Origin of the sequence: Streptomyces sp. RKAG290, from assembly GCF_023701695.1 — a bacterium.
Classification (GTDB): Bacteria; Actinomycetota; Actinomycetes; order Streptomycetales; family Streptomycetaceae; genus Streptomyces.
The window spans coordinates 7204935-7222308 of record NZ_JAJOZC010000001.1 but is presented as its reverse complement, the minus strand read 5'-3'; the positions used below and the strand labels follow the sequence as shown (position 1 = coordinate 7222308).

The window sequence follows — 17374 nt, the reverse complement described above, 5'->3', positions numbered from 1 at the left end:
CTCTTGTTGCTCTCGGCGACCCCGCCGCCCGGACCGCGCCCCGCACAGGAGAAGCGGCTGTACGAGGAGGCAGCCCGGCATCGCGGGCTGACGCCGCCCCGCACACATCCCCTGGCCAGCATCACCTGGCTGGGCCCCGCGGCCTCCAACCCGGCACTGGCCTACCGGGTCGGTGGCGATCCGGCCCACCTGGCGGAGAGCCGGCGCTGGATCGAGGCCGCGGTGCGGCTGCCGCACTGGGGCAAGGCCCATATGCCGGACCACGACCTGGACGCCGGCTGGCTGCTGCACCACCTGGCGCTCGCGTACAAGTGGACCGGCGACGACCTGCCGGACGGGGTGCGGGCGCTGCTGCGGTACAAACTGCTGCTCCAGGGGCGGCGGATGTACGAGTTCGCGGTGGCGAGCGAGGGCCGCTGGTGGTCGTCGTCGTACTGGCAGAACCACAACTGGATCTGCTACGCGGGTCTGGCGACGGCCGGGTACGTGCTGGGCAAGGAGGAGTGGACCGAGCGCGCCAGAGACAACCTCGGCACGGTGCTCGACCTGATGCCGGAGGACGGCTCGCATGCCGAGGGTGTCGTGTACTGGCGCTACGGCGTGCCCTTCCTCGCCGTCCACCTGGACCTCCTCAAGGAGGCGGAGGGCATCGACTGGTGGGACCGCGGCGGTTTCATGTCCGGCACCTTCCGCTACCGGCTGCACCAGACCGCGCCCGGTTTCGCCTTCAACGTCGACCACGGCGACTGTCATGACCGGCGCAGCGGCCACAGTGCCGGTCTCTACTACCGCCTCGGTGCCCAGTACGGAATCCCGGAGGCCCAGTGGATGGGCGATCTGGCGTCGGGCGAGCTGCTGTGGCAGGAGGCGGCCGAGAGCGGGGTACGGCCGGGGATCCTGCCGGAGGCGTACCTCGAATACCTCTGGTACGACCCGTCGGTGCCGGCGGCCCGGCCCACCGAGACCCGGGCGTTCTTCCCCGACCTGGGCCTGCTGGCCGCGCGCACGGGCTGGGACGACGACGCCACCCTCGTGTCGTTCAAGGCCAGCCCCGGTGGTGGCCACCGGGCGTGGGAGACGGCGCACAAGCACCGGGCGGAGCAGGGCTGGGAGACCCTCAACCAGGGGCATCACCATCCCGATTCGGGTTCCTTCGTGCTGGTCTCGCAGGGTGAGTTCCTCGCGGTGGACGAGGGCTACAGCAACCGCAAGCGGGCCGCGCACCACAATCTGCTGCTGGTCGACGGGCAGGGGTATGCGGACGAGGACCGGTACCACGTCTACCGGGACATCCCCTTCGAGCGGCAGGCCAGGCAGCGCGATGTGCTCGTCGCGCCGGACTGCGGCTGGGCGCACGCCACGGCGGAGATCGCCGCGATGTACGACCCCGGGCTCGGGGTGCGACGGCTCGACCGGACCCTGGTGTTCACCCCGTCCGGGCGGCTGGTGCTGCTGGATCTCGCCGAGGCGGAGACCGCGCGGGAGTGGACGTTCCTGCTGCAGACCGACCGGCCCACCGAGGCGCTGCCCGACGGCGGCCGGCTGATCCGGTCCGGGGCGGCGTCGGCGGTGGTGCGGCAGTTCGCGCCGACCGACGCGTCCGTCGTCTGCGAGGTCACCGAGGTGGTGGCCAATCCGACGTCCAGCACGCCGGAACTGAGTCTCACCCGCACCCTGCACACGCTGCGTTCGACGGCGGAGCGGTCGGCCAAGGGCCTGTTCCTCACGGCGATCACGCCGGGTGCGGCGGCCGGCAGCGGATCGCAGGTCGCCTGCGCGCAGGGCCACGGAGTGGCCTTCGGCGGGGAGACCGTGCTGCTCTCCCCCGTCGCCCGCCGGATCCGTACCGCCGGTGTCCGCGCCGACGCCGCGGCCGTGCTGCTCAGCGGGGACGGCGCCCCGTACGTGGTGGCGGCCACCCGGCTGGAGCTGGAGGGCGAAGTGGTCCTCGACGTGCCGCAACCGTACACAGGAAAGGTCGGCTGACCCCATGCAGGCAACCCTCTCGTCCGGCTGGCCGACGCTGCTGCGGCGGCTGGAGTTCGTGGCCTACCCGGCCGCCGCCGGGGCCGCGTTCGTCGTGCTGTCGCTGGGCGTGGTGACCTGGCTGCCCGCGCTCGCCGCGATGGCGCACGGGCTCCAGCGGTGGCGCGCCGAGGGGGACAGCCACTGCTTCAGCAACGCGTTCACGTCCTTCCCGCGGTACTGGCGTGCCCTGTGGCGGCACGGCCTCGCCTCCACGGCGGCGGCGGCCGTGCTGACCGCCAACACCGTCCATCTGCTCGGCCGTTCGGAGCCCTGGACCTTCGTGCTGCTCGCCGCCCAGGTAGGCATCGCGGCCGCCCTGGTCATCCACCACGTGGCGCTCGCGGCCGAGGCGGGCCGGGCGCCGGGCGGCTCCGTCCGCGCCTGGACCCGGGGCGCGCTGGCGCTGGGCTTCGGCTCGGCCGCCCGGGGCACCGCCCTGCTCGGCGCGGTGGTCTCCGCCGTGCTGCTCTCCCTCGTCGTACCGCTGGGGCCACTGCTTCTCGGCCCGAGCATTCCCGTACTGCTCGCTCTGTCCTTCGCTGATCCCAGGAGGCACACCCCATGAGCCACGCACTGCGCACCGCCCTCGTCGCCGCGCTCGCGGTCGGCGCCCCGCTCGCCTTTCCCCCGCCGTCGGTGGCCGCTGCGGCCGCCACCGCCTACTACGTGTCGCCGTCCGGCAGCGACGCCGACTCCGGTACGTCGGCGGGCTCGCCGTTCGCCACCATCCAGAAGGCGGTCGATCTGGCGCCCACGGGTGCGGTGGTGAACCTCGCCGCCGGGACCTACCAGCAGGATGTCGTGACCAAGCGCGCCGGCGTCACGATCACCGGTCCGTCGAACGCCGTGGTGAAGGGGGCCGGCGACGCCCGGATCATTCAGGTGCAGCACGACTCGACGACGCTGAGCGGCTTCACGGTGGACGGGCTGTACGGGTCGTCCACCGACGTGTCGGGGTACCGCCTCAAGCTCATATATGTCATGAGCACGACTCCTGGGAACGGGGTGGGCGCTCTGCACATCACCGGGATGACCCTCAAGAACGCGGCGGACGAATGTCTGCGGGTGCGCTATCTGGTGACCGGCGCGGACATCTCGGAGAACACCATCACCAACTGCGGCGTCGCCGACTTCAGGTTCGGCGGCGGCGGCAAGAACGGCGAGGGCATCTACCTCGGCACCGCCCCGAGCAGCAGGGCGCGAACGGCGCTCCGGACGCGGCTGCCGACGTCAGCCGGAACAACCGCATCCACCACAACGCGATCGCCACCCAGGGCAACGAGTGCGTCGACGTGAAGGAGAACTCGACCGCCAACTACGTCGAGTACAACGACTGCAGCGGCCAGCAGGACCCGAGCTCGGGCGGGCTCGACGCGCGCGGCAGCGGCAACATCTTCCGCTACAACACCATTCACGACAACGTCGGCGCGGGCATCCGGCTCGGCGGTGACACCGCCACCGACGGCACCGGCACCGCCGTCTACGGCAACACCATCACGGACAACGCCGGCGGCGGCATCAAGTTCATGCGCACCCCGCAGGGCCCCGTCTGCACCAACACGATGAGCGGGAACACCGGCGGCGACGCGCTGGGCACCTACGGCAGCGCGTACGACCCGACCGGCGCGTGCCCCCAGTGAGCGAGCGGGGGCCCGCGAGACGCGGGGTACTGACCGCGGCGGCCGGGCTGGCAGCTGTCGCGGTGGCGGCGCCGGGCGCGCAGGCCGCCGAGGGATCATCCGGCGGCGCACGCCGCTCGCGCTGGACGGCCTCGTGGGCGACCGCGCAGACCGCGCCGACCGCCACCGACCCGGTGGCGAGCGCCGGGCTGACCGACGGCACGTTCACCGCGCACGTACGGCTGTCGGCCGGCGGACAGGTCCGGCTGCGCTACGGGCACGCCTTCGGAACGGCGCCGGTCCTGATCGGCCCGGTGACCGCGGGCGGCAGGCCCGTGACCTTCGGCGGGCAGCGGCAGGCGTGGCTCGCCGCGGGCGCCTCGCTGACCAGTGACGCGGTCGCGGGCCTGCGGGCCGCCGAGGCCTCCCTGCTGACGGTTCGCACCGAACTGCCAGGCCCCACGGGCCCGTTGTCCTTCCACCGCAACACCCATGCCTCGCACGACGTCGACGGGGAGCGCACCACCTCGGTGTTCCTGCTGACGGGCGTCGAGGTGACCGGTGCGCACGGGCCGGTGATCGCGGTGCTCGGCGACTCCATCGCGGAGGGCGTCGGCACGCCCGACGACGCCGATCTGCGCTGGCCCGACCAGCTGGCCCGGCGCCTGCCCGGTGCCGCGGTCGCCGATCTGGGGATCAGCGGCAACCGGGTGCTGCTGGACGACGCCCGGTTCGGGCCGGGCGGACAGGCCCGCTTCGACCGCGACGTGCTGTCCCTCCCCGGGCTGCGTACGGTCCTGGTCCACCTCGGGGTCAACGACCTCCAGCAGCCGCCGAGCCAGACCGATCCGGCACTCGTCCTGGCCGGCTACCGGCAGCTGGTGCTGCGCGCCCGTGACGCCGGGCTGCGGGCGGTCGGCGCGACCATCGCCCCGTTCGGGGGCTGGACCCGCTGGACGCCCGAGCTGGAGACGGTGCGGCAGCGGATCAACGCCGCGGTGCGGACCGGCCGGGTCTTCGACGCCGTGGCCGACTTCGACGCGGCCCTGCGCGACCCGGCACACCCGGAGCGGCTGCTGCCCGCGTACGACAGCGGCGACGGACTCCACCCCAATCCTTCCGGCCATGCGGCGCTCGCCGCGGCCGTCGACCGCCGACACCTTCTGTGAGGGCCGCACCATGAACCCAGGCACCACCCGAGGCACCACCGGCGGTATCACCACCCGGCGCACCGTGCTCGCCGGTGCGCCGGCGCTCGGTGCGGCCGCCGCCCTGCCGCTCACACTCGCGGCGGGCACCGCGCGTGCCGCGGCCGGGGACGCCCCCGTCGACGACGCCGCCTCCCTGCGCACCAGGTGGCACACACTGCTCACCGGCGGCCCCGGCCTCGACCTCACGGACCCGCAGATCGCCGCCGCCGTGGCCCGGACCGGGAAGGCCGCGACCACCGCCGCCAAGGGCCTGGACCCGTCCCGTACCGACGGGCTGTTCCCGGACCTGACCAGCACCACGCTCTCCAACCACGTCACGACCTCGTTCAAGCGGCTCGCCACCGTCGCGACCGCCTGGGCCGTCCCCGGCACCGAGCAGCACGGCGACACGGCGCTGCGCGATCTGCTGCTGGCGGGCATCGACTGGATGCTGACGAACCGCTACGGACCGGAGCACACCCGGTTCGACAACGACTGGGACTGGGAGATCGGGTCCGCCCTCGCGCTCAACGACGCGACGGTGCTGCTGTACGACGCGCTCGGCGCCGAGCGGCTCGCCCGGATCACCGCGGCCGTCCGGCACTACACCCCCGACCCGAACCTCTGGCGGGCCGACCGGCAGATCGCCACCGGCGCCAACCGGGTGTGGATCTCCACGGTCGTCGCCGTGGGCGCCGTGCTCCGCGACAGCGGCGAGGACCTCGTCCGCGTCCGTGACGCTCTTTCGGACGTCGAGGGTTCGGGCGCCAACAGCGTCCTGGCGTTCAACGACGCGAGCGCGGCGGCCGAGGGCACGGGCGAGGGTTTCTACTCCGACGGCTCCTTCCTCCAGCACTACAAGCACCCGTACAACGGCGGCTACGGCAAGGAGCTCCTCAACAACCTCTCCCGGCTGCTGAACCTCCTCGCGGGACGGCGTGGACGGTCACCGACCCCGACCTCGACAACGTCCGCAGCTGGGTCGACGAGGGCTTCGACCCGCTGCTGGCGCGCGGCGATGTGATGGCGTCGGTGTGCGGGCGCGAGATCGCCCGTCCGAGCAAGCAGGGCCATGTCTCGGCGCAGACGGTCATCGAGGCGGTGGTACGGCTCATCCCGAGCTTTCCGGGCGAGACCGCAGACCGGTTCACCGCGCTGGTCAAGCAGTGGATCGCCGAGGACACCTACCGGGACTTCCTCGCCGTCACCGATCTCGCCTCGCTCGTCGCGGCCAGGAACGTCATCGCCTCGCCGGTGCCGGCGCGCGGTCCGCTGGTCGCCCACAAGCAGCACCCCAGGATGGACAAGGCGGCCCATCACCGGCCCTCGTTCGCACTCGGCATCTCCGCGTACTCGTCCCGGATCTACAACTACGAGTCCATCCAGAACGAGAACCTGCACGCCTGGCACCTCTCCGACGGCATGGTGCTCCTCTACACGGACGACCTCGGGCACTACAGCGAGGACTACTGGCCGACGGTCGACCCGACGCGGCTGGCCGGCACCACCGTCCTGGCGGGCCGGCCCGCCGACGCCGCGGGACAGCGCACCACCAGCACCTCCGACTGGGCGGGCGGCACCGCACTGCCAGGGGCGACGCTCGGAGCGTACGGCATGGAGCTGCGGGCGTACGGCAGTTCGCTGCACGGGCTGAAGAGCTGGTTCTGCCTGGACGACGTCATCGCCTGTGTCGGCTCGGGCATCACCGCCGAAGCGGGCACCGCCGAGACCGTCGTGGAGAACCGCAAGCTGCGGGACCCGAAGGCGGCCCTGCTCGTCAACGGCGCCGCGGTCCCCGCGGACACCGGCTGGTCGGCGCAGCTCGACGGGGTGCGGTGGCTGCACCTCGCCGGGACCGGCGGCTATGTCTTCCCGGAGCCCGCCACGCTGCACGGCCTGCGCGAGGACCGGACCGCGACCTGGCGCGAGATCAACCTCAAGTACGGCACCGACACCTCCGTCACCCGCCCGTATCTGACGCTGTGGCAGGACCACGGCACCGCACCGAGCGGGGCGGGCTACTTCTGGCTGCAGGCCCCGGCGGCGTCCGCCGAGCGTACGAAGCAGTGGTCGTCCGCGCCGCCGGTGACACTGGTCGCGGACTCCACGGCCGTGCACGCGGTACGCCGCTGCGCGGACGGACTGCTCGCCGCGAACTTCTGGACCGCGGGCACCGCGCAGGAGCTCAGCGCCGACGGGCCGGCCTCGGTCCTCGTACGGCCCGAGGGCAAGACCGTGACCCTCTCCGTGTCGGACCCGACCCAGCTGCGGTCCGCCGTCGTACTCGACCTGGCGCTGCGGGGACTGAGTGTCGTCTCCGCGGACCCGGGCATCGGCGTCGCGCCGGCCGGCAGCGGCATCCGGATCACCGCCGACACGGGTGGACGCCACGGTGCGACCCTCAACCTCACCCTGAAGAGGAGCTAGACCCTTGCTGTTCGACATGCCACTGGACCGGCTGCGCGACTACCGGCCGGAGCCGGAGGAACCGGCCGACTTCGACGCCTTCTGGGAGAAGACCCTCACCGAGACGGCCCGGCACGGCCTGGACGCCGAGTTCGTCCCGTACGACGCCGGGTTCGCCACCGTCGATGTCTTCGACGTGACGTTCCGCGGCTGGGGCGGACAGCCGGTGAAGGCGTGGCTGATGCTGCCCCGGGCCGTTCGGGGCCGCTGCCGGCGGTCGTGCAGTACATCGGCTACAACGGCGGCCGGGGCATCCCGTACTCCTGGCTCACCTGGAGCGCACTGGGCTACGCCCATCTGGTCATGGACAACCGCGGACAGGGCGGCGGCGGCAAGAACACCGCCGACACCGTGGACATCGGCCCGGACGGGAACGGCTCCTCCTCCCCCGGCTTCCTGACCCGGGGCATCGAGGACCCGTACCGGCACTACTACCGCCGGCTGATCACGGACGCGGTGCGGGCCGTGGACGCGGCGAAGTCCCATGCCGCCGTGGACGCCTCCCGGGTCGCGGTCCTCGGCGGCAGTCAGGGCGGCGGCCTCGCGCTCGCCGTGGCCGGGCTGCGGGACGACGTCGTGGCAGCCGTCGCCGATGTGCCGTTCCTCTGCCACTACCGGCGCGCCTCCCAGATCACGGACGCCGGGCCGTACGCGGAGATCGCCCGCTGGCTGTCCGGTCACCGCTTCCGGATCGACGAGGCGATGGAGACCCTGTCCTACTTCGACGGGGTGAACTTCGCGGCGCGGGCCACCGCTCCGGCGTGGTTCTCGGTAGGACTGATGGACAAGATCTGCCCGTCGTCCACGGTGTTCGCCGCCTACCACCGCTATGCGGGGCCGGCGCAGATCGAGGTGTTCACCTACAACGGGCACGAGGGCGGCGCGGAGTACGACCTGCCGCGCAAGATCGAGGCCCTGCGCGGCGCGTTCGGGCAGTAGCGGGCCGCGGTCACCGGCCCAGCGCCGCCATCGCGGCGTTGTGGCCGGGGACCCCGCTCACCCCGCCGCCGCGCACCGCGCCGGCCCCGCACAGCAGCACGTTGGCGTGCGCGGTCTCCACGCCCCAGCGGCCGGTGGCCGGCGTGGCGTACGGGAAGGCGAGGTCCCGATGGAAGATGTGACCGCCGGGCAGCCGCAGGTCGTGTTCCAGGTCCAACGGTGTCTTCGCCTCGATGCACGGCTCGCCGTTCCCGTCGAGCGCCAGGCAGTCGGCGATCGGCTCCTCCAGGTGGGCGTCGAGTTCGGCGAGTGTGGCCTTGAGCAGGGTGGCGCGCGTCGCCTCGTTGTCCGCGGCGAAGAGCCGGGCGGGGGTGTGCACGCCGAAGAGGGTGAGGGTCTGCCAGCCGCGGGCCGCGAGGCCGGGGCCGAGGATCGAGGGGTCCGTCAGCGAGTGGCAGTAGATCTCGGACGGCGGGGCGGCGGGCAGCCGGCCCGCCGCAGCGTCCCGGTAGGCGTCGGCCAGTTGTCCGTACCCCTCGGCGATGTGGAAGGTCCCGGCGAACGCCTCACGTGGGTCCACGGACCGGTCGCGCAGCCGGGGCAGCCGGGTGAGCAGCATGTTCACCTTCAGCTGGGCCCCCTCGGCGGGCGCCGGCGGTTCGTCGCCGAGCAGGGCGGCGAGTGCCTCGGGCGAGGCGTTGACCAGGACGCGGCGTGCCCCGACGGTGCGCTCGCCGCCGTCCGCCCGTACCGTCACCTCGGCGTGTGTGCCGTCGGTGTCGATACGGACCGCTTCATGTCCGGTGCGGATCTGCGCACCGGCCGCACGGGCGGCGCCGGCGAGGGCGTCGGTGAGCGCCCCCATCCCGCCGACCGGCACGTCCCAGTCGCCGGTGCCGCCGCCGATGACGTGGTAGAGGAAACAGCGGTTCTGGAGCAGCGAGGGATCGTGCGCGTCGGCGAAGGTGCCGATCAGGGCGTCGGTGAGTACGACGCCGCGCACGAGGTCGTCGTCGAAGTTCTCCTCGACGGCGACCCCGATGGGGTCCTCGAACAGCATCCGCCAGGAGTCGTCGTCATCGATCCGCTCACGCAGCGCGTCGCGGGTGGGCAGCGGTTCGGTGAGGGTGGGGAAGACCCGCCGGGCGACCTCTCCGGTGCGGCCGTAGAAGCGCTGCCAGGCCTCGTACTCCCGGTCCGAGCCGGTGAGGGCGGCGAAGGAGTCGCGGGTCCCGCCGCCGCCGACGAGCAGCCCGGTGGCGCGGCCGTCACGGACGGCCGGGGTGTAGGAGGACACGGTCCGCTTGCGCACGGCGAAGTCGAGGCCGAGATCGCGGACGATCTTCCCCGGCAGCAGGGACACCAGGTAGGAGTAGCGCGACAGCCGGGCGTCCACGCCCGCGAAGGGGCGGGTCGAGACGGCCGCTCCCCCGGTGGTTCCCAGGCGTTCCAGCACCAGGACGGACCGGCCCGCGCGGGCGAGGTAGGCGGCGGCGACGAGACCGTTGTGGCCACCGCCCACGATGACGACGTCGTAGCTGTCGGGTACGGGCATGCCCCTTGGTAACACGGACGACGGGCCCTGGCCAGAGCGTGCGCCGGGGAGCACGGGTTCAGGACGGGGCCATGCCCCGCTGCTGTCGCAGGGCCGCGACCTGCCGGTACAGCTCGACCGCTTCCTGCCCCCGGCCGAGCTGTTCGAGGCAGTGCGCCTCGTCGTTGCGGCTCGCGAGTACGTCGGGGTGGTCGGCGCCGAGCAGCCGGGTCCGTACCTCGGCCACCTGCCGGTAGACGGTGAGCGCCTCGGCCCAGCGGCCGAGCCAGCCGAGGCCGACGGCGACCTCGCGGCGGCTGACCAGGGTGTCGAGGTGGTCGGCTCCCAGGGTCCGTTCACGGACCGCGGCCACCTCGCGCGATTCGGCCAGGGCCTCTTCCCAGCGGGCCAGGCGGCCCAGGTTGACGCCCAGGCCGTGGCGGGCGCGGAGGGTCTCGGGGTCGGCGGGGCCGCTGACCCGGGCCCGGTCGTCGACGAGTGCGCGGTACAGCTCCAGGGCCTCGGCGCTGCGGCCCAGCCGGCCGAGGCTGATGCCGACCTCGTAGCGGGCCGCGAGGGTGTCGGGGTGGTCGGCTCCCAGCACCTGCGACCTGGCCTGGACGACTTCCCGGTAGGTCTGCAGGGCCTCCGTCCAGCGGCCGAGCCGGCCCAGCGTGTACCCGACCTCGTAGCGGGTGACCAGGGTGTCGGGGTGGGTGGCGCCGAGCAGCCGGGCGCGGGCCGCCGCCACCTCACCGGCCATGCGGTAGGAGTCCTCCAGCCGCCCGAGCCTGCTGAGGTTGAACGCCAGGTTGTGGCGGCAGCGCAGGCTGTCGGGGTGGTCCGGGCCCATCGAGCGTTCCCGGGAGGCGAGGACGGCGGCGTACACCTGGTGGGCCTCGAAGTGGCGGCCGAGCTGCCCCAGGACGTACGCCATCTCCTGGCGGGCCGCGAGGGTCTCGGGGTGGTCGGGGCCCAGCGTGCCTTCGCGGCCCTGGGCGACACGGCCGAACTCCCGCAGCGCGTCCGCCGCGCGCCCGGTGCGGCTGAGGGTGAAGCCGACCTCGTACCGGCTGGAGAGCGTGTCGGGGTGGTCGGGGCCCAGCGCGCGCTCGCGTTCGGCGGCGACCGCCCGGTGGACCTCGCCCGCCTCGTCCCAGTGGCCCAGCCGGGCCAGGTTGAGGCCGGCGCTGTGGCGGTTGGCCAGTACGGACAGGAGTTCCGGCGGCGGCGTGGGCCGCTCCGTACTGGCCTGCGGTGCGGACGCGGTGCCGGAGCGCAGGTCGGTGCCGGTGGTCCAGGCGCCGGTCAGGCCCGCCGAATGGTCGGGCGGGGCAAGTCCCGGGCTCACGGCGCCCGTCGCCTTGTGTCCGGTCGTCATGCCGCGGGTCCAGGAGGGCAGCCGGGGTGCGGGGCCGGCCGGTCCGCCGGGGAGCGCGACCGGGACGGGCGGCGCGAGCAGGACCTGACCGGTCGGCTCCAGGTAGGGCTGTTCGCCGGTGCGGCCGAGGGCGATGCGGCGGCGCAGGTCACCCGCGTCGGCGGGGCGCTGTTCCGGGGTCTTGGCGAGCAGCTCCAGGACGACGCGGTCGAAGAATCCGGGGAGTTCGGCCCGGTGGCTGCGCAGCGGCTCCGGCTGGGTGTCGCGGTGTCCGACGAGGACGCCCCAGGCGTCGTCGAGGTCGAACGGCGGCGCTCCGGTGGCGATCTCGTACAGCACACAGCCCAGCGAGTAGAGGTCGCTGCGGTGGTCGATCTGGCCGCCGCTGATCTGCTCGGGCGACATGTAGTGCGGGGTGCCCATGGCGATGCCGACACCGGTGAGCCGTGAAGTGACGCTGATGTCGTGGCCGAGCCTGGCTATGCCGAAGTCGCAGATCTTCACCGTCCCGTCGGCCAGCCGCATGATGTTGGCGGGCTTGAGGTCGCGATGGACGATGCCCTGCTGATGGGTGTAGCCGAGGGCGTCGGCGACCTGTTCGGCGATGTCGACGATGTCGTCGACCGGCAGCGGGTGCTGCTCGTTGTCCTCCAGGAGCTGGCTGAGATTGCGGCCGTCCAGGAGCTCCATCACCAGATAGAGCACTCCCTCGTGCTCGCCGAAGTCGTGGACGACGGTGACGCCCCGGTGCTGGAGCGCGGCGGCGACCCGCGCCTCACGGCGGAAGCGTTCGCGCAGGATGCGGGTGAAGTCCTGGTCGTGCTGGGGACCCATCGGCTTGAGGCATTTGACGGCGACCTGGCGGCCGAGCGATTCGTCGCGGGCACGCCACACCTCGCCCATGCCGCCCCGCCCGATCAGATCGAGCAGCCGGTACCGGCTCTGGATCAGCCTGGTTTCCGCCATCCCTGCTGTCGCCCCCGTCATTTCGCCTACTGTTGCTGCGCCCTCCCCGGCCCGTCCAGTATGGCCTGCCTCTTCAGTTTGTACGGGGTGGGGCGGCTGCCGGGACCGAGGCGTGCCATCGCCTTCAGGATGTGACCCGGCGGAAGCTGCCAGCGCAGCCGCGACGGAACGGCCCGAAGGACCCTTCCGGCGGTGCGCAGCCGGCGGTCGACGGTGGCCGCCGGCGGCACGGGCCTGCCGTACAGCTCATGGGCGTACGGGGGAAGCGACTGGTAGGCGAGTGCCGCGACGTGCCGCCACAGCAGTGCGCGCGCCGGCACGAGCAGGGGGTGGACGGGCGGCCGTCGCAGGAAGTCGTCGACGTCCAGGGCGTCCGGCGAGGCGGCCAGTTCGGGGCGTACCCGCGCGAAGTAGGCGGCCAGCTGCGCGGTGCTCGCGGGCACGCCGGCCGGGTCGAGTCCGACGAGGCGGGCGCTGCGGCGGTGTTCGTCGATGTAGCGGTCGGCCTGCGCGTCGGTGAGCGGGAAGCCGGAGCGGCGCTGGACCTGGAGGTAGGAGTCGACCTCGGCGCAGTGGACCCACAGCAGCAGCGCGGGGTCGTCGACGCCGTACGTCTCACCGGTCCGCGGATCGGTGACCTTGAGGAGCCGGTGGATCCGGCGGACCCGGGCGCCCGCCTTCTCGGCGGCTTCGGTGGTGCCGTAGGTGAGGGTTCCGACGAAGCCGGCCGTGCGCATCAGCCGGCCCCAGGCGTCCTTGCGGAAGTCGGAGTTCTGCATCACGCCGCGCACCGCGCGCGGGTGCAGCGCCTGGAGGTACAGGGCGCGCACCCCCGCCACCCACATCATCGGGTCACCGTGCACCTGCCAGGTGACCGATTCGGGTCCGAAGAGCCCCGGGTCGGCTTCCGTCATGTGCGCGTACCTCCCGCTCGGCGGCGTGCGGGCGCACCGGCCGGGGCCCCGGAACACCAAGCATCGCAGGGCCTCGGCACGGTCACAGCTTCGCGCCGAAGTCCTGTGTCCACCACGGCCCGCCGGGGCCCTTGTGGATACCGATGCCGATGTCCTTGAAGGCGCAGTTGAGGATGTTGGCGCGGTGACCAGGGCTGTTCATCCAGGACTCCATGACCGATTCGGGCGTCTGCTGGCCCCGGGCTATGTTCTCGCCGTACGTCGACCAGCGGTACCCGGCGTCGGTGACGCGTCGTCCGGGGTCGGCGCCGTCGGGGTTGGTGTGCTCGAAGAAGTCGCGGGCCGACATGTCGTCGGAGTGGCGCTGTGCCGCGTCCGTGAGCTGGGCGTCCTCCTTGAGCGGCCCGCAGCCGGCAGCCTCCCGTTCCTTGTTGACCAGGGCGACGACCTGGGCCGCGGTGCCCACGGGGGCCGGTTGCGCGGCGGGGGCGCTCGGCGCCTGCGGCGTGGCTGTTGCCTTCGGCTTCGGGGCGACGCTCCTGCCCGGTTTCCGGCCGGGGGCGGCGGAGGCGCTCCGCTTCGCGGACGGCGAGGGCGAGGGCGACGCGGACACGGAAGGCGACGGTGACGTGGTGGCCGGGGTCCCGGGGGCGGCGAGATCGGTGACGGGCTCCGCCGAGGTGCGCGACGCCGCGTCGTTGTCGCTCCCGGTACCGGGCCCGAGGGACGCGTACCACAGGCCCCCGCCGGTCATGCACGCCGCCAGTACCGCGCCGCCGACCACCCGTCGCCGGACGGTCCGCCGGCGCCGTCGCGCGTCGGCGCGCGTGGTTCCCCGCCCGCCCGCGTTCCGCCCGCCGGGGAACGGTGGCGGCCGGGCCCGGCGGGTACCGCGCCGTCGCCCGCAGTGGCACCGAGCGCGTAGGCGGCGGCGACGGGTGTCATCCCGTCCTGCGCGGGCCACAGCGCGAGCAGACTCACGGGCACGGCGACCAGTGCCAGCCCCGCCAGCAGACCTTCGGCGGGCATCAGGCCGCTCCGGAGTCCGGCACACCGCAGGCAGTCCCGGGCGTGCCGGGCTATGCGCTTGCGCCACAGTGCCGAGGGGCGGCCGTCCCACGCCACGAGGACCCCGCGGAGCTCCTCGCACGGCGGCTGCGCGTCGAGCGCCCGCACGACGACGCGGGACGTCTCCAGCTGGGCCTTCATCCGCTGCACCCTGACCGCCGCGTACTGCGGCGAGAGCTCCAGTGCCTCGGCGACCTCGGTACGGGTCAGCTCCCCCGCGCACTCCAGCCACCACAGCGACAGCAGGCCCCGGTCCTCCGGCTCCAGCCACCGCGTGGCGCGCGCGGTCTCCTGACGCTGCCCGGACAATTGCAGGCGCATCATCGTCAGATCGACGAAATCGGCCCCGGGGTCGGCCACCTGCCCGGCCTCCTCCAGCGTGCCCGGCGCTCCGTTGCGGCTCTGCCAGTACGTGCGGATCTGGTTCATCGCTATCGCCACCAGCCAGGAGCGGAAACTCTCCGGGGCCCGCAGACCTCCGAGTCCGTCCAAGGCGCGGAGCATGCTGTCCTGCACGACGTCGTCCACGTCCGGCGAACCGTTCAACGCGCGGCCCACGATGTTGTAGACGAGTGGGAGGTACGCGCTCGCCAGCGCGTCCTTGGCCCTCGCGTCCCCCTTGCGGGCGGCGGTCACCAGTGCCGCCGGGTCCACCGTGTGCTGATGGCTCATGAAGAAGTTCCCTGTCCTGTAGACCGCTGATGATGCCCGATGGCTGGGAGACCCCGGCAAGCGGCTCGGATATCAGTTCTTCACGACCGGGTTTTCCGGCATGTGCCCCGACCCGGTGTCCGTCAGGGCCCGGCACACGCTCAGCGTCGTACGCGCGGCATCCCGAGGCCGATCCACGAGATGATCTCCCGCTGGATCTCGTTGTTGCCGCCGCCGAAGGTGAAGATGACGGCGGACCGGTATCCGCGTTCGAGCTCGCCGTGCAGCACGGCGCCGGCCGACCCCTCCTTGAGCGGTCCCGCCGAGCCGACGACCTCCATGAGCCAGGCGTAGGCGTCGCGGCGCGCCTCGGAGCCGTAGACCTTGACCGCGGAGGCGTCCTGCGGGGTGAGGGTGTGGTCCTGCACGGCCGACACCATCTGCCAGTTGAGGAGTTTCATGGCGTCGAGCCGGGTGTGGGTGCGGGCGAGGCGGGCGCGGACCCAGCCGAGGTCGATGACGCGGCGGCCGTCGGCGAGCCTGGTCTCGGCGGCCCAGCGCCGGACGTTGTGCAGGGCGCGGATGGCCATGGTGCCGTGGGCGGCGAGGGTGACGCGTTCGTGGTTGAGCTGGTTGGTGATGAGCCGCCAGCCCTTGTTCTCCTCGCCGACCCGGCGGGACACGGGGACGCGGATGTTCTCGTAGTAGCTGGCGGTGGTGTCGTGCGAGGCGAGGGTGTTGATCAGGGTGCAGGAGTAGCCGGGGTCGGAGGTCGGGACGAGGAGCATGGTGATGCCCTTGTGGGGCGGGGCGTCGGGGTCGGTACGGGCGGCGAGCCAGACCCAGTCGGCGGTGTCGCCGTTGGTCGTCCAGATCTTCTGCCCGTTGACGAGGTAGGTGTCGCCGTCGCGCACCGCCCGGGTCTTCAGGGCGGCGAGGTCGGTGCCCGCGTCGGGTTCGCTGTAGCCGATCGCGAAGTCGATCTCTCCGGCGAGGACCTTGGGCAGGAAGTAGGCCTTCTGCTCGTCGGTGCCGAACTGCATGATCGTCGGGCCGACGGTGTTGAGGGCCATCAGCGGCAGCGGCACACCGGCCTGGGCGGCCTCGTCGAAGAAGATGAACTGTTCCATCGGTGACAGGCCGCGCCCGCCGTACTCGGTGGGCCAGCCGACGCCGAGCCAGCCGTCGGTGCCCAGGCGCCGGATGGTCTCCCGGTAGAAGCGCTTCTGCGCCGCGGGGTCGGCGTAACGCGCGTACGCGTTGTCGGGGACCAGGCCGGCGAAGTAGGTGCGCAGTTCGGTACGCAACTGCTGCTGCTCAGGCGTGTATTCGAGGTGCACGGCCCCTCCAGGAGTCTCGCGGTCGCGTCGCCCGTGTGCGGCGGCGCACACAGTAGAACGTGTTGCAAGAATCCGGAAGGGGCACGGTGCGCCGGGCGGCGGGCGTCAGCGTTTCACGGCGCGCAGCACCACGAACTTGGGGTCGCCCGCCACCGTGGTGCAGTTGCCGAACGTCCGGCGCAGCTGGGTGTGGTAGCCGAGATGGCGGTTGCCCACGACCCACAGTTCGCCGCCCTGGCGCAGCGCGGCACGCGCCCCGTGGAACATGTTCCGGGCGGTCGCGTCCGTGGTGGCCTGGTGCGAGTGGAACGGCGGGTTGTTGAGGATCAGGTCGACGCTCCCGGGCGCGGTGCCGGCCAGGTTGTCGCCGACCACGAACCGGGCGTCGGCATCGGCGCCGGCGTTGTCCCGGAAGGTCGCCTCGGCCGAGGCGACCGCCTGGTAGGACTCGTCGATGAAGGTGACCGCGGCCTCGGGGTTGGCCAGTGCGGCGGCCAGGCCGAGGACCCCGTTGCCGCAGCCGAGGTCGACGACGCGGTCGGGGCCGCTGCGCACCGGCAGGTGCTTCAGGAAGAAGCGGGTGCCGATGTCGAGCCGCTCGGCGCAGAAGATCCCGGCGTGGTTGACGACGGTGCGCCCCGCGACAGCGCCGACGTCCTCGGGCAGGTCGTAGCGGTGGGGCCACGGGCTGGGCGTGCGGGCCAGGGCCGGGTCCGGGGTGCAGTGGATGAGCCGGGCCTTCTTGACCGCGAGGGAGGTGCGGGTCGGGCCGATGATCCGCTCGATCAGCTTGAGGGTGGAGGTGTGGATCTCCTTCACCATGCCGGTGCCGATGACGACGGTGCCGGCGTGGACCGCGGGCGCGAGCCGGTGCAGCTGGTCCTCCAGGAGCGCGAGGCTCTTGGGCACCCGTACGAGCAGCACGTCGATCCGGTCCGGCGGGGTGTCGCGCGCGGACAGCAGGCGCACGGCGTCGGCGGCGAGCCCGTTGCGTGCCAGGTTCGCCGCTGTCGCCCGCTGCGCGAGGTAGGAGTCCGTGATCTGTACGGGCCGGTGTCCGGCCAGCACCGTGCTCAGGGCGCCCCAGCGGTCGCCGACCACGGCCACGCTGCCGGACAGGTCGACCGGTTCGGCTCCGTCGATCCCCTCCAGGTGCCGCAGCAGGTATTCGTCGGCCGCGTCCCAGGCACGGAACGGGTCGCGGGGGTCCTCGGGGAATCGGGCGAGGTCGTAACCGGCCCCTGACGTCGTCAAACGGTTCATTGTGAGTTCAGGCTA

Annotated in this window: 11 protein-coding genes and 3 pseudogenes; 8 read left to right on the top strand and 6 right to left on the bottom strand. The window is 72.8% G+C overall.

All coding sequences use genetic code 11. The annotated features are described in order from the left end of the window. Window positions 1-3: 3 nt before the first annotated feature. From LNW71_RS31950 to LNW71_RS31910, 8 genes and pseudogenes are all read left to right on the top strand, one after another. A complete protein-coding gene (locus LNW71_RS31950; protein WP_250971358.1) occupies window positions 4-1986 on the top strand; it encodes a heparinase II/III-family protein in 1983 nt (660 codons plus the stop codon). A 4-nt stretch (window positions 1987-1990) separates the two neighbouring features. Further along, window positions 1991-2593, top strand: a complete 603-nt coding sequence (locus LNW71_RS31945; protein ID WP_250971357.1) for a DUF624 domain-containing protein — start codon at window positions 1991-1993, stop codon at window positions 2591-2593. Beyond that, complete coding sequence (locus LNW71_RS31940; RefSeq protein ID WP_250971356.1) at window positions 2590-3324, top strand: DUF1565 domain-containing protein; 735 nt, start codon at window positions 2590-2592, stop codon at window positions 3322-3324. The genes LNW71_RS31945 and LNW71_RS31940 overlap by 4 nt, the downstream gene beginning before the upstream one ends. Beyond that, a complete protein-coding gene (locus LNW71_RS31935) occupies window positions 3321-3668 on the top strand; it encodes a right-handed parallel beta-helix repeat-containing protein (RefSeq protein WP_374119478.1) in 348 nt (115 codons plus the stop codon). The genes LNW71_RS31940 and LNW71_RS31935 overlap by 4 nt, the downstream gene beginning before the upstream one ends. Then, the gene (locus LNW71_RS31930; RefSeq protein ID WP_250971355.1) at window positions 3656-4816 is read left to right on the top strand and encodes an SGNH/GDSL hydrolase family protein; all 1161 of its coding nucleotides are present in this window, start codon (window positions 3656-3658) and stop codon (window positions 4814-4816) included. Before LNW71_RS31935 ends, LNW71_RS31930 begins: the two co-directional genes overlap by 13 nt. Then, a pseudogene (locus LNW71_RS31925) lies at window positions 4773-5941 on the top strand (hyaluronate lyase); the annotation flags it as partial. The gene LNW71_RS31930 and the pseudogene LNW71_RS31925, both read left to right, overlap by 44 nt. A gap of 195 nt (window positions 5942-6136) precedes the next feature. After that, window positions 6137-7264, top strand: a complete 1128-nt coding sequence (locus LNW71_RS31915; protein WP_250972225.1) for a polysaccharide lyase family 8 super-sandwich domain-containing protein — start codon at window positions 6137-6139, stop codon at window positions 7262-7264. A 16-nt stretch (window positions 7265-7280) separates the two neighbouring features. After that, window positions 7281-8242, top strand: a pseudogene (locus LNW71_RS31910) (acetylxylan esterase). A gap of 10 nt (window positions 8243-8252) precedes the next feature. Here LNW71_RS31910 and LNW71_RS31905 read toward each other — a convergent pair. From LNW71_RS31905 to LNW71_RS31880, 6 genes and pseudogenes are all read right to left on the bottom strand, one after another. Then, window positions 8253-9797: an NAD(P)/FAD-dependent oxidoreductase gene (locus tag LNW71_RS31905; protein WP_250971353.1), complete on the bottom strand. Its 1545-nt coding sequence runs from the start codon at window positions 9795-9797 to the stop codon at window positions 8253-8255. Window positions 9798-9855: 58 nt separating this feature from the next. Continuing rightward, window positions 9856-12123, bottom strand: coding sequence for a serine/threonine-protein kinase (locus LNW71_RS31900; protein ID WP_250972224.1), 2268 nt, complete (start codon window positions 12121-12123; stop codon window positions 9856-9858). 26 nt (window positions 12124-12149) lie between these two features. Beyond that, window positions 12150-13037 (bottom strand): oxygenase MpaB family protein, encoded by an 888-nt coding sequence (locus LNW71_RS31895; RefSeq protein ID WP_250971352.1) that lies wholly within the window; start codon window positions 13035-13037, stop codon window positions 12150-12152. 82 nt (window positions 13038-13119) lie between these two features. Beyond that, a pseudogene (locus LNW71_RS31890) lies at window positions 13120-14777 on the bottom strand (sigma-70 family RNA polymerase sigma factor). 140 nt (window positions 14778-14917) lie between these two features. After that, a complete protein-coding gene (locus tag LNW71_RS31885; RefSeq protein ID WP_250971351.1) occupies window positions 14918-16096 on the bottom strand; it encodes an acyl-CoA dehydrogenase family protein in 1179 nt (392 codons plus the stop codon). Window positions 16097-16201: 105 nt separating this feature from the next. Then, window positions 16202-17359, bottom strand: a complete 1158-nt coding sequence (locus LNW71_RS31880; protein WP_250971350.1) for a methyltransferase — start codon at window positions 17357-17359, stop codon at window positions 16202-16204. Window positions 17360-17374: the final 15 nt, after the last annotated feature.